Origin of the sequence: Hydrogenobaculum sp. (assembly GCF_049967395.1) — a bacterium.
Lineage (GTDB): Bacteria > Aquificota > Aquificia > Aquificales > Aquificaceae > Hydrogenobaculum.
Genome location: NZ_JBMFST010000042.1, coordinates 1 through 13,763, shown reverse-complemented (window position 1 = coordinate 13,763; position 13,763 = coordinate 1). Strand labels below are relative to the sequence as shown.

At 34.0% G+C, this 13,763-nt stretch carries 13 protein-coding genes and 1 pseudogene; all 14 read right to left on the bottom strand.

Going from position 1 to position 13,763, the window contains the following annotated elements:
* Window positions 1-726: SurA N-terminal domain-containing protein (locus tag ACP5S8_RS06435; protein ID WP_461876158.1), on the bottom strand; the 726-nt coding region annotated here is incomplete at its 3' end.
* Window positions 727-761: 35 nt separating this feature from the next.
* Window positions 762-2,024, bottom strand: coding sequence for a PDC sensor domain-containing protein (locus tag ACP5S8_RS06430; protein ID WP_461870283.1), 1,263 nt, complete (start codon window positions 2,022-2,024; stop codon window positions 762-764).
* The gene (nadD, locus tag ACP5S8_RS06425) at window positions 2,011-2,580 is read right to left on the bottom strand and encodes a nicotinate (nicotinamide) nucleotide adenylyltransferase (protein WP_461876157.1); all 570 of its coding nucleotides are present in this window, start codon (window positions 2,578-2,580) and stop codon (window positions 2,011-2,013) included. Before nadD ends, ACP5S8_RS06430 begins: the two co-directional genes overlap by 14 nt.
* On the bottom strand, window positions 2,571-3,374 hold the full coding sequence (locus tag ACP5S8_RS06420) for a DUF72 domain-containing protein (RefSeq protein ID WP_461876156.1): 804 nt from the start codon (window positions 3,372-3,374) through the stop codon (window positions 2,571-2,573). Before ACP5S8_RS06420 ends, nadD begins: the two co-directional genes overlap by 10 nt.
* Window positions 3,361-4,524, bottom strand: coding sequence for a hypothetical protein (locus ACP5S8_RS06415; protein WP_461876155.1), 1,164 nt, complete (start codon window positions 4,522-4,524; stop codon window positions 3,361-3,363). The genes ACP5S8_RS06420 and ACP5S8_RS06415 overlap by 14 nt, the downstream gene beginning before the upstream one ends.
* A complete protein-coding gene (locus tag ACP5S8_RS06410) occupies window positions 4,505-5,464 on the bottom strand; it encodes a gluconokinase (protein WP_461876154.1) in 960 nt (319 codons plus the stop codon). The genes ACP5S8_RS06415 and ACP5S8_RS06410 overlap by 20 nt, the downstream gene beginning before the upstream one ends.
* Complete coding sequence (locus ACP5S8_RS06405; protein ID WP_461876153.1) at window positions 5,457-7,319, bottom strand: NADH-quinone oxidoreductase subunit G; 1,863 nt, start codon at window positions 7,317-7,319, stop codon at window positions 5,457-5,459. The genes ACP5S8_RS06410 and ACP5S8_RS06405 overlap by 8 nt, the downstream gene beginning before the upstream one ends.
* Entirely contained in the window at window positions 7,306-7,983 is a 678-nt protein-coding gene (pyrF, locus tag ACP5S8_RS06400; protein WP_461876152.1) for an orotidine-5'-phosphate decarboxylase, read from the bottom strand. Before pyrF ends, ACP5S8_RS06405 begins: the two co-directional genes overlap by 14 nt.
* A complete protein-coding gene (locus tag ACP5S8_RS06395) occupies window positions 7,976-8,827 on the bottom strand; it encodes a HepT-like ribonuclease domain-containing protein (protein ID WP_461876151.1) in 852 nt (283 codons plus the stop codon). Before ACP5S8_RS06395 ends, pyrF begins: the two co-directional genes overlap by 8 nt.
* Window positions 8,828-8,871: 44 nt before the next feature.
* On the bottom strand, window positions 8,872-10,704 hold the full coding sequence (gene mnmG / locus ACP5S8_RS06390; protein ID WP_461876150.1) for a tRNA uridine-5-carboxymethylaminomethyl(34) synthesis enzyme MnmG: 1,833 nt from the start codon (window positions 10,702-10,704) through the stop codon (window positions 8,872-8,874).
* A 5-nt stretch (window positions 10,705-10,709) separates the two neighbouring features.
* Window positions 10,710-11,237 (bottom strand): thioredoxin family protein, encoded by a 528-nt coding sequence (locus tag ACP5S8_RS06385; RefSeq protein WP_461870292.1) that lies wholly within the window; start codon window positions 11,235-11,237, stop codon window positions 10,710-10,712.
* Window positions 11,234-12,406, bottom strand: a complete 1,173-nt coding sequence (locus tag ACP5S8_RS06380) for a pyridoxal phosphate-dependent aminotransferase (RefSeq protein WP_461876149.1) — start codon at window positions 12,404-12,406, stop codon at window positions 11,234-11,236. Before ACP5S8_RS06380 ends, ACP5S8_RS06385 begins: the two co-directional genes overlap by 4 nt.
* Window positions 12,407-12,420: 14 nt before the next feature.
* Window positions 12,421-13,086, bottom strand: a complete 666-nt coding sequence (sfsA, locus tag ACP5S8_RS06375) for a DNA/RNA nuclease SfsA (RefSeq protein WP_461870294.1) — start codon at window positions 13,084-13,086, stop codon at window positions 12,421-12,423.
* Window positions 13,076-13,763: pseudogene (locus ACP5S8_RS06370) on the bottom strand (hypothetical protein); the annotation flags it as partial. The gene sfsA and the pseudogene ACP5S8_RS06370, both read right to left, overlap by 11 nt.

Sequence of the window (13,763 nt, the reverse complement as noted above, 5' to 3'; positions counted from 1 at the left end):
CTTTTTCAAATCTCCTTTTGCCACTTCTAATTCTTGGGGAGTTAGGTTTAATTTGTTTGCTATTGTTTTTAGGCTTGTGGTGTTGTTTAAAAGTTTGCTTAGTTTATCTTTGTCTTTTTTGGGTACTACGAGAAGTTCAATGTCTCTTTCTATTTTAGGTTTGCCGTATTTTAATTTTAAAAGCTCGATATCAGAAGGTGTAATTTTGACGGCTTTCCTTAAGTATTCTCCAAAGCCGGCTGTTGCCAAAATCTCTTTTCTTAAAAAGTCTCTAAACTCTTTTGGTGATATGCCTTGTTTTTTTAGCTCTTCGTAAAGTTGTTCAACGGTAAGGTTGTTTTGAGAAGCCATATCTTTTATAGTTTGCTCTAAGAAGCTCTCTGGTGTGGCCATGTGGTTTTCGCTCAAATATTGGTAGATGAGGTATATGTCTATAAGCCTTTTTAAGGCCAGTTTCGCATCTTTTGTGCCAAAATATACCATTGCTATCTTTAAATCGCTTTGTAATATTGGCTCACCGTTTACGGAAGCCACAACTCTATTTACTAAAACTCCTGGCGTGCTATGTAAAAGCTCTTCAAAGCTGTTGCTGGTATTGGTTTGTTGGTTTGTGGTGTTATTGCTTTTATCAGCATTTTTATCAATCTTGGCATTGGCAAATGTAATATTTATTAGAGTTAGCATAGATATAGCGCTCGTTATTATTTTGCTTTTGTAAAATTTCATAATACCTCCTACTTATCATTTTACCTCAAAAGCAATTAGCTTTGCAGGTTAATTTTCCCTATGTCCGAATACGCTATATCTCCAGCTATTACATAAGATTTATTTTGATATTTAAAAGCCAGCGAAACGGTGATGCAAAAATCATCTGTGGCTTTAGAAAGATAAACTTCTGTTATGTAAGGGGTTTCAGAGGCATTTTTAAAATAAGCCTCTTTTGATCTATCTGCCCCCTTTTTCCCTGTGGCTATACTTTTAGATATGTCTGGATTTATTATGTTGTTGGATATTTGGATTCCAGATTCATTCATTATGTAAATAAGATCGTAAAAAGGATACTTTTTAAACATATCATAAACTACAAATTCCCACAGATTTTTCTCAGTTTTTACTAAATTGTTGACAATATCTTGTATAGAGGATGATATTTTTTCTTTTATAAGCTGTACCGTTGGATAATCTTGCTTTGATAAGTGCGTTATAAGAAGGGGCTGTAATCCATCAATTATCGCCACAGTATTTTTCATGTCTTTTATGTAAACTTTTAAGATATCTATTCGTTTTATGAAAGCATCGTAAGATTTTATGTTGTTTAGATTTAGCACTATGGCATACATAACAGGTGTTTTATGGGTTTGAAACAAGACGTTGTATTCTTTATAAAATTCATCAAAGAATTTATTTATAACATCTTTTGTGATTTTTGTTTTGTGCACACTGTATATATCGCTGTCGGATTTTTCTATATAAGTGCAACATTCGTTAGACATATTTTTTAATAGGTCTTTTATTAGTTTAAACAACGAATCTATCTTATAACCAAGTTCTTCTTTTAGCTCTTTAAAATCCTGAAAACCTATAACTACTGCATAATAATCTTTTCCTAACATGTTAGATATTTTGTCTTGAGAAGTGTCTGGAAATTTGCTTAGATAGTGAATTACTGTATCGTAATTTATTACTCCTATGTATTGATTTTTGTTATTTACTAAAAATATATCGGACACTTGGAGTCTTAAGACTTCAATAACATCTGAAAGCCTTTGTGGGTTTACGTTGGTGTTTTTGACTTTTGGAAGAGGTTTTGATAACTCCCCCACATTTAAATTTCTATTTGCAAAGGCTATATCATCTTTTTTTACAATACCTATAGGTATTTGATTTTTTAGTATAACAACGTATTTGTAAAAAGGTTTTTCTTTGAAAAACTTATAAACCATATCAACGCTATCTTCGTAGTTAAAAGCTGGTATGTTTGAAGAAAAAATATCTAAACTTACATAGTTTTCAGCTTTTTGCATAAATACCCTCTCTCAATATATATTCTAGTACTTTGTCTGGTAGCATATATTTTACACTTTTGCCTTCTTTTATGCGGGCCCTGATTTCTGTAGAAGAGACATCTACAGTTCTCGTGTTACAAAAAATCGCATCTACATCATCTTTTTTTAGTGTATCTGTTTTTCCTCTTTTTACCACTATAAAATTTGCAATTTTTACAAGGTCTTCATACCTATACCACTTGTCAAGCGTTAGATAAGCATCGTAGCCTATTATGAAGGTTGGGGGCTGTTGATATTTTTCTTTTAGTATTAGAGCACTCTTGTAGGTGTATGATACTTCTTCTTTTTTTATTTCTATATCTTCTATAAAAGCCCAAGACTCACCTTCTAGGGCAAGCTTTAACATTTCAAGCCTTTGTTTTGGGCTCGCCATTGGTTTAGGTTTAAAAGGAGATATAAAGGCTGGCATAAAAAATACTTTATCAATATTACAAAGCTCGCACACATCTCTTGCTACAAGTATATGTCCTATATGTATCGGATCAAAGCTACCTCCAAAAAACGCTATACCCATATGTTTTGATTTCTTATAGCCTCCAACTTATCTGGTATGTCTACCTCAAATCCATATAGACGCTTCATTTCAAGTGCGTTTAGAAAAGCTCCTGCTCCAAAGGTGTTGTTAAAAAATATGTAAGTGGGTTTGTAGTCTTCTATTTTCCTTATCTTTGTTTTTATTTTTTTTAGCTCGTCTATACTATACAGGTATTTGTAAGGATTTTCCTCATCTTTTCCGTGTATTCTTATATAGTTGAAGTCTGCTGTGCTAATCCAAGGTCCTACCAATGTGTCTTCTTTTTTTGGAGCATCTACGTTTACTATGCTAACGTTGTTTTCTTTTAAAAGCTCAAAAACATCTTTTCTATTGAAAGACTTGCTTCTAAATTCTATTGCCAAAGGTATTGGTTTTAAGCTTTTTATAAGAGCCTCTATATGCGCTAAGTTTTCTTCCTTATAGTGCATAGATGGTGGAAACTGTAGTAAAAGTGCTATAAAACGCCCTGAAGATGTTATTGGTTCTATGTCTTCTATAAACTTTTCCAAGCTTTCTTTGTCGTAATTTTTTACGTGTGTGAAGCTTCTATGCAGTTTTATTGCATACCTTAGGTTTGGCGCTTTTTTAAGTATAGATTTCATATGGTGTTTTTGAGGATATCTATAAAAAGTAAAATTTAATTCTACACTATCAAAGAATCTTTGGTAATAAAGTATAAACTCAGACGGCCTTATACCGTTTGGGTAAAATCTTCCTACGGCATCTTTGTAATAATAACCACTTATACCTATATGTATGTTAGCGTTTTTCATAGTAATTTTCGGCAATACCAAACAAAAGCAAAATCAAAGGAAGGTAAAGGCTCCAAAAAAATGTAAACAAAGAACCAAAAAGCTGATATACCATAGTGGCTACAAAAGGTATGAAAAGAAAGTCCTCCTCTTTTAAAGCTTTTAAACTGAAGCTGAATTTTAGCACCCTCCAATAAAACCATACAAGACCGATTAATCCGATAAGACCTTTCTCTATGTATTCAGATATGGCTTCAAAAGATTCAAACTTTTCAAGACCAAGCTTTGGGTCTAATTTTACGCCACTCCTAACTCCGTGCCCTATTAGAATTGCTGGTATATTTTTGTTTCTGATGTCATTTCTTATAACTCTGAAAGCGTGAATCATAATTTTATATCTTAAACTTGAAACAGTATTTAACTCTTTTGTGGTTATTTTTTCATGTTTTAGGATTTTAACAATTGCATCAAACCTAGGATCCTTCCTAAAAACGTAAAACCCGCCTATCGAAAGCACAAGCAAAGAAGCTGCCAATATTGAAAGCACAAGTTTTTTGGAATAACTACCTAAAGATGCACTTAAAAAAACGCTTAATCCCGCTAAAAATCCAAGCAAATCTGATCTTTTTGTGCTAAAAACCACCATTAGGCTGTATAACAAAAAAAGCCCTAAGAATAAAAACCTTTTCCAATCCTTTTTATATAAAAAAATACCGATGCTTGAAAAGGCAATCATGGAAAATATAAACCCAGAGTCAAAAGCTCCACCAAATAAAATCATTTCATAGCCTTTTGATTTTAGATTGTAAAGGGCTATAAGAGAAAGAGGTAAGCCTAAGAGTGTCAGATATAAGTTTACAGTTTTTGCAAACTTCATATAGTCTATATCAAGATAATTTTTTGCTAGATACAAAAGCATAAATATAAGCTCTTCAATGGCATGGTTTATCTTTGAAATGTTAAACATTATACTGGAAATAAGACCAGGGGTAATATAAGTAAATATAGGAGCCGTTAAAATGCCTTTTAAATTTTTACTTTTAATCTCATCGTATAAAAGCACCAAAAGATATATCACTACAAAAACTTCAAATATAGTTATCGATAAGAAAAATGTAAACAGTAAACACCACAGCAAAGCACGTCTTATATTAGACAACGTTGGTTGCATACTCTTTAGCTAGTTTGAAAAATCTTTTAGCGCTTTCTACAACGCTGTCTTTGTTTTCTACGTGGGGGTCGTTTAACAAAAACGACGTTACTTTTCCTCTTACGTAAGCTCTATAACATTTGTAAAAATCTAAAAAAATTTCAAAATCTTTATCTTTTGTGGCGTTTTTATAAGTATCTTCGTATGTTTTAGCAAAATCTTTATAACCCTTAAGCTCAAGCTCCATTGATAAAAAACACATATCGTTTATCTGATCTTGTATCCTAAACCTATCGTTAAACTCTATAGCATCCATTATGCATATATCTTTTACCATCACAACATGCTCTAACCTTATATCTCCATGCCCATCTACCACATAACCTTCTTTTTGCCTTTTATAAAAAAGGTCTTTATGCTTTTGATAAAAGCTGTTTACTTTGTCCTTTATAAAGTCGTAATCTTCTTGCTCTATGGTTTTACCTATAAATTCTTTAGTTTGCTCAAAATTCTCATCTGTGTTGAACTTCATTTGATTATAAACATCAAAGTCGTATACTTTTTTAGTTTCTAAGTGAAAACGCGCTACTCTTTTTGCTACATTTTCTATATCTTTGTTAGTTAAATCCTTTAACCTGTTTATCATAAAAAGCTCATCGTTTACTCTTTTCATCTTCACAGCATACTCTACTATGTTCTTATCTGAAAATTCGTAGCCGTCGTCTATTTTTGATATAGGTAAGACATCTATGTATATATCGCTACAGAGTCGCTTGTTTATCTCTAGCTCTTTGTACGAGTAAAGTTTTCTCTTTTCTAACGTTGAATAGTCTAAAAAACCAAAGTTTACCGGCTTTTTTATTTTATAAACTACATCGTCTGTGATTATAACGAAAGAGCTGTGAGTTTGAATGAGCTCGCCTTTTAGCTTGTCCTTGAGATAAAACACTACTTCAGACATTGACACCCTCTTCTTTGTTTTTAGTTTCAAGATTTTGTAGCAATTTGCTATGCTCTAATATCCAAGAGCTATTATAAACAGATATCTCTTTTCTGTAATCGGTTTTCACTATTCCCTCTTTATAAGAGAAAGAATTTCCTATGCCTGCCAATTTTGGAAGCTCTTTTAGTATGTCGTCGTCTATTGGGAAAGGTAAAACTTTTGAAATCTTTTTAACTCCTCTTAACGTATGTATAGTGCCCTCTTTTTCGCCGGTTAGCTTCATTGGTATACAAGTATCAGCTAAAAGGGATAGTTCGCTCCTGAAAGGTGTCACAAGCGTTAGTTTTGTGTTTTTAAAAGCTTCAAAGACAAAATCTTTATCAAAATAATCAAATAAATCTTCTCCAAACAGCAGCACTGATTTTATTTCGCCGTTCTTAACCATGTCTAATATGAGACCTATGTCTGTAAAAGGTATATCTTTTAGGACTTCGTAAAGACCAAGCGCGTTTGTTTGTAAAGGTATTGGCATAACTGGGACGTCTAGTTTGCTGAGGGTTTCCCCAAGCTTTGAGGCATCCTCATATCTGAAGCTATAAACATCTACTAATATGGCGGTATCCTTGTCTACTACATCATGGATTTTTTCTATATCTATGTAAGTTGGGTTAAATTTGTCATCCCTTGATTTTTTGGTGGATGTTTTATAGACCTTACCATTTATTCTATAGCTTACAACAGGTGCTACAGAGCTTATATCATCGCCTATAAATATAAAGTTGGTTTTTTGGGTTATCTCATCAATATGAGCTACTGGTTTTTTATAGGCTTTTAAAAATGGAATTAAATCAACGCTAATTACAGAAGAGACATAGGAACTTGATTTTTTAGCTATGTCTAAAGCTAAACCTATTTCTTCGTTTGTCATAAAAGGAGATATTATTACTGCCATAGGTTTTTCTTTGAAGCTTTTGTTTATTATCTCTATTGGCTCTGAAAAAGGAAATCTGTTTTGGTTTGTGATGGGTTCCTTTATTCTGTTGTCGTTTAGCATATCGTATCCAAAGAATATCTTTGCGCAGCTATCGAGTTCTTTGCCCGGTTTGGTCCTATAAACTTGGGCTTTTGACTTCCAATCCCCTACGCCAAACTCAAGCTCTATGTTGCATCCAGTGGGGCAATTTAGACATACTGTTTCTTCGTTTTGTAAAAGCCAGCTTCTAGACCAAAACTTAAAAGGCTTTGATATGATAGCACCAACTGGACATACATCCACGCACATACCGCACATATCGCAAGAGGAGGTATCGATTGGTCTTACGGTAGGCACTATGTTAGAATCAAAACCTCTTTCTTCTACGTATAGAGCTTTTGCTTTGTTTATATAATCACACACCCTTGTACACCTATAACAAACAACGCATCTATTTGAATAATATTCCAAGTAGTCACTTTGCCAGTCATGTTCTTCTCTATGCTTTTCTAATGCAGATACTGGTACTATCTGAGTTTGCGGTCCGTAAATGGCTCCGTAGTTTTGCAAATCGCATTCACCAGCTTTGTCGCATATAGGACAGTCAAGAGGATGCCTTGTCATGTAAGCTTGTAACAAGTAAGCCTGATTTTCTTTTACAGCTTTTGCTTGGGTGCTGACTCTAAGACCTTCTTGTATTTGAAGTGTGCAAGAGGGTATAACGCGGTTTTGATTTTCTACAAGCACTATACAAAGCCTGCAAGAACCAAGGGCTGGCAATCTATCAAGATAGCAAAAATAAGGAATTTCTATGCCTACAGATAGCATGTATTTCAATAAATTTTCTCCTTTTGGAGCTTTATATTCTTTGCCGTCTATAAATATGCTAACTGTTTCCATGATGACCTCCTAACATATTTAATATACTAAAAATTGTTTCTTTTGGATTAGGGCTATTAAATATACTCCTTCCCATAACAACTATATCCGCTACTTCAACGATTTCTTGTAAGCTTGTTACTCGTTTTTGATCGTCTTTTTTATCTTTATCAAGCCTTACTCCTGGTATAACGGTTTTTAAGTTTGGAAATTTATTTTTTATACTAAAAGCCTCAAAACCAGAACATACAACACCATCCAAACCACATTCGTAAGCAACATCGGCAAGATGTAAAACCATTTCTTCCAAACTGTATTTAGAACCTAAGAAATCTAGATAGGATGAATCGTGGGATGTTAGTATTGTAACGCCTATTATATTTGTGCTTCCTTTTACATCTCTTAGCGGATTTAACATATCTTTTCCACCAAGGGTATGCACAGTAAGATAATCTATGTTGTTTTTGGCACAAACTTCCACAGCTTTTAAAACAGTGTTTGGGATATCGTGAAATTTTAAGTCCAAAAACACTTCAAAGCTAGATTGTTTTAGGGCTTTTAACAAAGAAAAACCCTCTTCTAAAAATACTATAGGTCCTATTTTTACAACTAGCGGAAGACCTGCCAATTCTTTCAAAATGTTCAAAGAACTTTTGTCGTCTATGGCTAGTGCTAGTTTAGACATTTTTTACAAGTTCTTTTACAGAGTTAGACAACTCTTTTATATATGTTTCAAAGTAGGGTAACAGTTTTTTCAAGGCTTCATAAAATTCTCGATGATCTACATCCCATGTGGTTATCAGTTTGTTTTTCAATCTCATCATATCGTAAGCTATGTTTGGATTCTCTACTATGTTTGCTTGAGCCATAACAACAAGGCAATCGTCAGATGGGTTTTTTAGCTTAAATTTTGGTGCTAGATGCCTGCATATGTCAAATAAAGCATCGTAAGCTACCTGATAAAAGTATTTTGCCCTGTCAAAGTACATTGGTTTTGATAAAAACTCCGTCTCATCTTTTGATAGTACAAACCTTAGCTTTTCAACAGCATCTTTTATGTGCTTGGCTTTTTCATTCAGAAGGTCGTAATCTATAAGAAGGTAATTTTTGGTGGTATTTTTTATGTAGTTTATTATTTGTTCTGCAAAATCTCTAAAAAGTTTTATGTGGGTATTGAGAAAATCATACAGATAAGATGGATCTATCTCTTTTTTTAAATCTCTATAGTTTACATAAAATTCTGATAAGTCCTTCATATCTTTGGCAAAAGGAAATCCTAAGGCTTCTGAAAGTTCGTAAAGACAATGTTTGGTAGTTTTTATGTTTAACACTTGGGATATATGTCTACAGGGCCTCATGGCAGCTTCAAAGGCTATATTGAAATCTGTCCTTACTTTGTCTATTACGAGTTTGTTTTGAATGAAAGATTCTTTTGGAAGTTTGAGATTTTTTAATATATCTTTGTAGGCTTTTTCAAGGTTTATAAAGCTTTGCACTATAAGCGATATATTAAAGCCCTTGGTTTTCATCTTATGTATTATAAACTAATTTTATGTTTTTTGTATGCCGTTTATTAGCCTAAAATACCCATATGTATTAGTATTGCGCTTATGGAAGCTGGTGTTATGCCGTCTATACTTTTTGCCTGGGCTATGGTGGCTGGTCTAAGCCTTTTTAGTTTTTCTATAGCCTCTTTCGTTAAGCCTTTTACGTTTTCATAATCCATGTCTGGTGGTAATTTTATATGCTCAAACATTTTAAGTTTTTCGTTTAGTTTCTTTTCTTTTTCTATGTAATATTCGTATTTTAGTATTATTTCCGTTTCGTCCTTTATGTAAAGATTTTGAGGAACATCAAAACCAAGTTCTTTTACTTTATCGATACCTTCTATTGCTATTATTTGAGATAAGGTGTAGGGTTTTGGGCTCTCTCCCAAGTTTACAACGGTTTTTTGGCTTTTATAATAATCAATATAATACTTGACACCGTTTAAAAGCTCTTTAGCAAGTTTATAATCTTCTTCATGCAATAGGCCAAGATTGTGGGATAATTCTAAAAGTCTTTCTGGTGCATTGTCTTGTCTTACCGATAGTCTATACTCAGACCTTGATGTAAAAAGTCTATACGGTTCTACTATTTCCTTTGTGGCCAAGTCTTCTGCCATAAGCCCTATATAGCTAACAGATCTTGGTAATATTATAGGTTCTTTGTCGTTTGCCCTTAAGCCAGCGTTTATACCCGCCAATATTCCTTGCCCTGCGGCTTCTTCATAACCCGTTGTGCCGTTGAAGTTTCCGGCGTGGAACAGTCCCTTAACCTTCTTGGTTTCAAGCGTTGGGTATAGCTCCAAAGGATCTACTATGTCATATTCTATAGCGTAGGCTGGTCTTATAAGCACTACGTTTTCAAGCCCTTTTATGGTTCTATACATTTCTTGTTGTATATCTTCTGGTAGTGATGTAGAAAGCCCGTTTGGGTATATTTCTATGGTATCTTCCCCTTCTGGTTCTAAAAATATCTGATGTTGGGCTTTCGATTCAAACTTTACAACTTTGTCTTCTATAGAAGGACAATACCTAGGACCGACACCTTTTATAAGACCACCGTAAAGAGCTGTTCTATGTAGATTTTTTCTTATTATCTCGTGGGTTTTTGGGTTTGTATAGGTGATGTAGCAATCTATTTGTTTTTTGTTTGATTCAAACCAATAGCTCCCTTTTGGTTCTGAAAACAATGAAAACTTGGGTGCCGGTTCATCTCCGGGCGCTGGTTCTAGCTCATCAAAATTTATCGTTCTTTTATCAAGTCTTGCAGGTGTCCCGGTTTTAAACCTTTTTAACGTAAATCCAAATCTTTTATAAAACTCATCAAGTGTCGTAGATGGTGGTTCCCAAGCTCTACCTCCAGGAAAAACTTTATCCCCTATAAATATTTTTCCATTCAAAAACGTCCCTGTGGTTACTACCACGGCTTTACACTGATATTCTATGCCTAGCTTTGTTTTTACCCCAATTACTTCGTTACCTTTCACAAGGATATCTATTATTTCATCTTGCACAAGGTATAAGTTTGGTATGTTCATAAGGGCTTTTTTCATATATTCTTTGTACTTTAGTTTATCCGCTTGAGCTCTTGGCGCCCATACAGCTTCGCCTTTTCTTTTGTTTAACATCTTAAATTGTATACCTGTAGCATCAATGGCTTTTGCCATTTCCCCGCCCAATATATCGATCTCTCTTACTACAATGCTTTTTGCTATACCACCTATTGCCGGATTGCAAGACATTTGGCCTATGTTGTCTATGTTTATCGTAAAAAGCCCTACGCTATCGCATAGCTTTGAAGCCGCGATAGCGGCTTCTATTCCAGCGTGTCCTGCTCCTACAACTACCACGTCAAATTTCATATATTTTAAGATAAACAGTGGTTGGCTTTTATGTATGAGTTTATATCTTCTTTTTTGTAGCTTTTCGTAGTGATAAAGTTTATAACACAAACCATCGTTTTTGGTTTTACGTAGCCGGGCACGTTTAATATAACCTTACCTTCTTTATTTAAGAAAAATATGTTTGGATAGGCATTTACTCCAAGATCAGCGGCTATGTCTTCTCCGGTACCAATAAGCTTATGGTTGTTTATAACTAGTTTATAAAGTTTTGAAGTATCGTCTGCTAAAACTGGTGCCACTTCAACGTTTTTTAGAGCTTCTATTAAGCTTTGATTTGTGGCTATATCGTGTTGCAATTTGTGGCAGTAGGGGCAATCGCTACTTTCTATTATAAGCATCTCGTAATCTTTTGATGGTTCTAAACTTACTATAGGTATATTTTTGTTGGAGCTTGATTTTAGATATTCGTTTACATTGTTTTGCTTTGAGCAAGAAGCTATTAAAAGCCCTATACCTAAAATAAATAAAGACGTTTTTAAAAACTTTCTCATAAACCTCTTAAAGCCTCGTTTATACGCTTTACACCTTCTGACAACGTGTCCTCAGACACGCAGTAAGATAGCCTTGCCCAAAAATCTTTTCCAAAGGAAGAACCTGGTACTAAAGCTACATTACCCTTTTCCAATATGTAAGAGCTCATTTCTATATCGTCTTTGAAATTGTTTTTATACTTTGTCAAATCTATAAACATATAAAAAGCACCTTTTGGTTTTGAATAAGGTATGTTGTAGTTTTCCAAAATATTCATAAGATGAGCTCTTCTTTTTGCGAACGTATTCTTCATATTTTCTATAAAAGCTTTTGAATTGTCGTTTTTCAACGCCTCTAAAGCACCCCATTGGGCAAAGCTTGTAACGTTTGATACGCTTTGACTGTTTAAATCCGCTATAACTTTTGCATAAGAAGATGGGCAAGCTACATATCCCACTCTCCAGCCCGTCATGGAAAAAGTCTTGGAAAAAGCGTTTACCGTGAAAGTAATATCCTTTGCTTCTTTGCTAAAAGATGCTGGACTTACCATATAAGTTCCGTCATATACAAAGTGTTCATAACACTCATCGGATATAATAAATATATTCCTTTGGATACAAAATTCAACAATCTTTTGTAGGTTTTCTTCCGATATAACAGCTCCTGTAGGGTTTGAAGGCGAGTTTATTATGACGGCTTTGGTTCTTGGACTTACATATCTTTTTAATATATCAAGCGTTAGCTCAAAATTGTTATCTTCTTGAAGATCTGCAAACACTGGCACTCCACCAAATAACCTTATTTGTTCTGGATATGTTACCCAATAAGGTGAAGGTACGATAACCTCATCTCCTTCGTTTAGTATGGCCATAAATATAAGAAACAAAATCATCTTAGCCCCTGTGGATACAACTATTTCTGAAGGACTATACTCTATGTTGTTTTCGGTTTTTAGCTTTTGCGATAGCGCTTCTCTTAAAAGCGGAATACCAGAAGACGGTGTGTATTTGGTTTTACCTTCTTTAAGAGCTTTTATACAAGCTTCTTTGACAAAGTCAGGTGTATCTATGTCCGGCTCACCTGCTCCAAAGCTTATTATATCTATACCTTTGGCTTTTAGTTCGTTGGCTTTGGCACTAACTGCCAAAGTGGGTGATGGTTTTAACGTTTTAACTCTATCTGCAAGCATAGAAATATTATAAATCAAAAAGCTTTTGGTATCTGGCCTTTTATGAAAATCTCGTTCTCCGAGGTATGGCAATCAAGGCAAAGTATATCTATACCTATTTCTTTAGCTTCCTTTAAGGCTTTTGAAAAAGATAGGTCTGTTTCTTCGTTTGGTTTGAAAACTTTTGCGTCAGGCCTTTGTATAACAAACACTATCATGGGCTTGTATTCTTTTGTAGCGTATATATTTTTTAAAAGTTCTATATGTTTGGTTCCGCGTTCTGACGGTGCATCCGGAAACATAGCTATTCCATCTTTTACAAGGTTTACAGATTTTGTTTCCACAATAATTTCGTTGTTTATCAATATATCAAACTTGTGATGATTACCGTATTTTGGTTCTAATTTTAGGCTTTTAATATCAAACCAACCTTCTTTTTTTATAAAATCCAAAAACAATTTAGGAGCCAACAAAGAATCAATGTAAACCCAGTGCCCGTTTTTGTTAACAGCTTTTAAATGCCATTGGTATTTGCCACCTTCTTTTTTCTCCAAAAGCCCTTTTGCCCCTTTTACCAACAGCTCAGGCAATCTCCCTGTGTTTCTAACATGTACAAGCGTTTCTTGGTTATCAACTATGACTTTTGCTACAAATCTATTTAACCTTTCTAAGACTATGCACTCTTTTAGGTCAAATTGCATTTACAAATTCAAAGTCTTTTTCTTCGGTATTGCTTTTTTTGTAATCTTCTTTATCATCTTTGTTTTGTTCTTTGTTTTGAGAAAATTCCATTTGAGACTCTATGGTGGCGCCGTTTATTGTTATATTCTCTACGCTGAAGCCTAAGTTTTGTAGGTTTTTAAGCAAATCTTTTATTTGAGAATCTTTGTATGCAAGTTCTGTGTTTGTATTTATTGCTATAGATAAATTGTTGGCGTTAAACTTTATTTGAAGCGACGTCCCATCGTCAAGCTGTATAGATACATTTTTCATCAAAACTGGATTTTTGGCTTCTTTCAATACAGTTTTTTCTATCTCTTTAAAAATTTTCTCCGTGTTTATGCTATTTGTTGTATTCTGTTGATTTGCTTGTATGTTTTGTTGATAGTTCATGCTAAATCCTTGGCTGTTGTCTTTGTTATCTTTTTGCTTATCGTTTGCACTAAAAGCCTGAAAACCAGGGCTATCTTTTATAATATCCTTTACTGGGTTTGTAAAATCGTGAAGGTTGTTTAAGCTTGTTTTTGGAAGCACCTCTTTATCTAAATTTAAAGCGTTAACATTTTTTACTATGTAATCTTTTATGTTTTGTTCATTTGCTTTATAATACGCTGTGTTCATTTCTTTTGGTGGCTGGATTTCTTCTTTTGGTATAGAG

What these genes read in the sequence shown, in the direction of transcription:
- ACP5S8_RS06430 (WP_461870283.1), bottom strand. Translation starts at nt 2,024, where the DNA reads ATGCAAAAAGCTGAAAACTATGTAAGTTTAGATATTTTTTCTTCAAAC.
- nadD (WP_461876157.1), bottom strand. Translation starts at nt 2,580, where the DNA reads ATGGGTATAGCGTTTTTTGGAGGTAGCTTTGATCCGATACATATAGGA.
- ACP5S8_RS06420 (WP_461876156.1), bottom strand. Translation starts at nt 3,374, where the DNA reads ATGAAAAACGCTAACATACATATAGGTATAAGTGGTTATTATTACAAA.
- ACP5S8_RS06415 (WP_461876155.1), bottom strand. Translation starts at nt 4,524, where the DNA reads ATGCAACCAACGTTGTCTAATATAAGACGTGCTTTGCTGTGGTGTTTA.
- ACP5S8_RS06410 (WP_461876154.1), bottom strand. Translation starts at nt 5,464, where the DNA reads ATGTCTGAAGTAGTGTTTTATCTCAAGGACAAGCTAAAAGGCGAGCTC.
- ACP5S8_RS06405 (WP_461876153.1), bottom strand. Translation starts at nt 7,319, where the DNA reads ATGGAAACAGTTAGCATATTTATAGACGGCAAAGAATATAAAGCTCCA.
- pyrF (WP_461876152.1), bottom strand. Translation starts at nt 7,983, where the DNA reads ATGTCTAAACTAGCACTAGCCATAGACGACAAAAGTTCTTTGAACATT.
- ACP5S8_RS06395 (WP_461876151.1), bottom strand. Translation starts at nt 8,827, where the DNA reads ATGAAAACCAAGGGCTTTAATATATCGCTTATAGTGCAAAGCTTTATA.
- mnmG (WP_461876150.1), bottom strand. Translation starts at nt 10,704, where the DNA reads ATGAAATTTGACGTGGTAGTTGTAGGAGCAGGACACGCTGGAATAGAA.
- ACP5S8_RS06385 (WP_461870292.1), bottom strand. Translation starts at nt 11,237, where the DNA reads ATGAGAAAGTTTTTAAAAACGTCTTTATTTATTTTAGGTATAGGGCTT.
- ACP5S8_RS06380 (WP_461876149.1), bottom strand. Translation starts at nt 12,406, where the DNA reads ATGCTTGCAGATAGAGTTAAAACGTTAAAACCATCACCCACTTTGGCA.
- sfsA (WP_461870294.1), bottom strand. Translation starts at nt 13,086, where the DNA reads ATGCAATTTGACCTAAAAGAGTGCATAGTCTTAGAAAGGTTAAATAGA.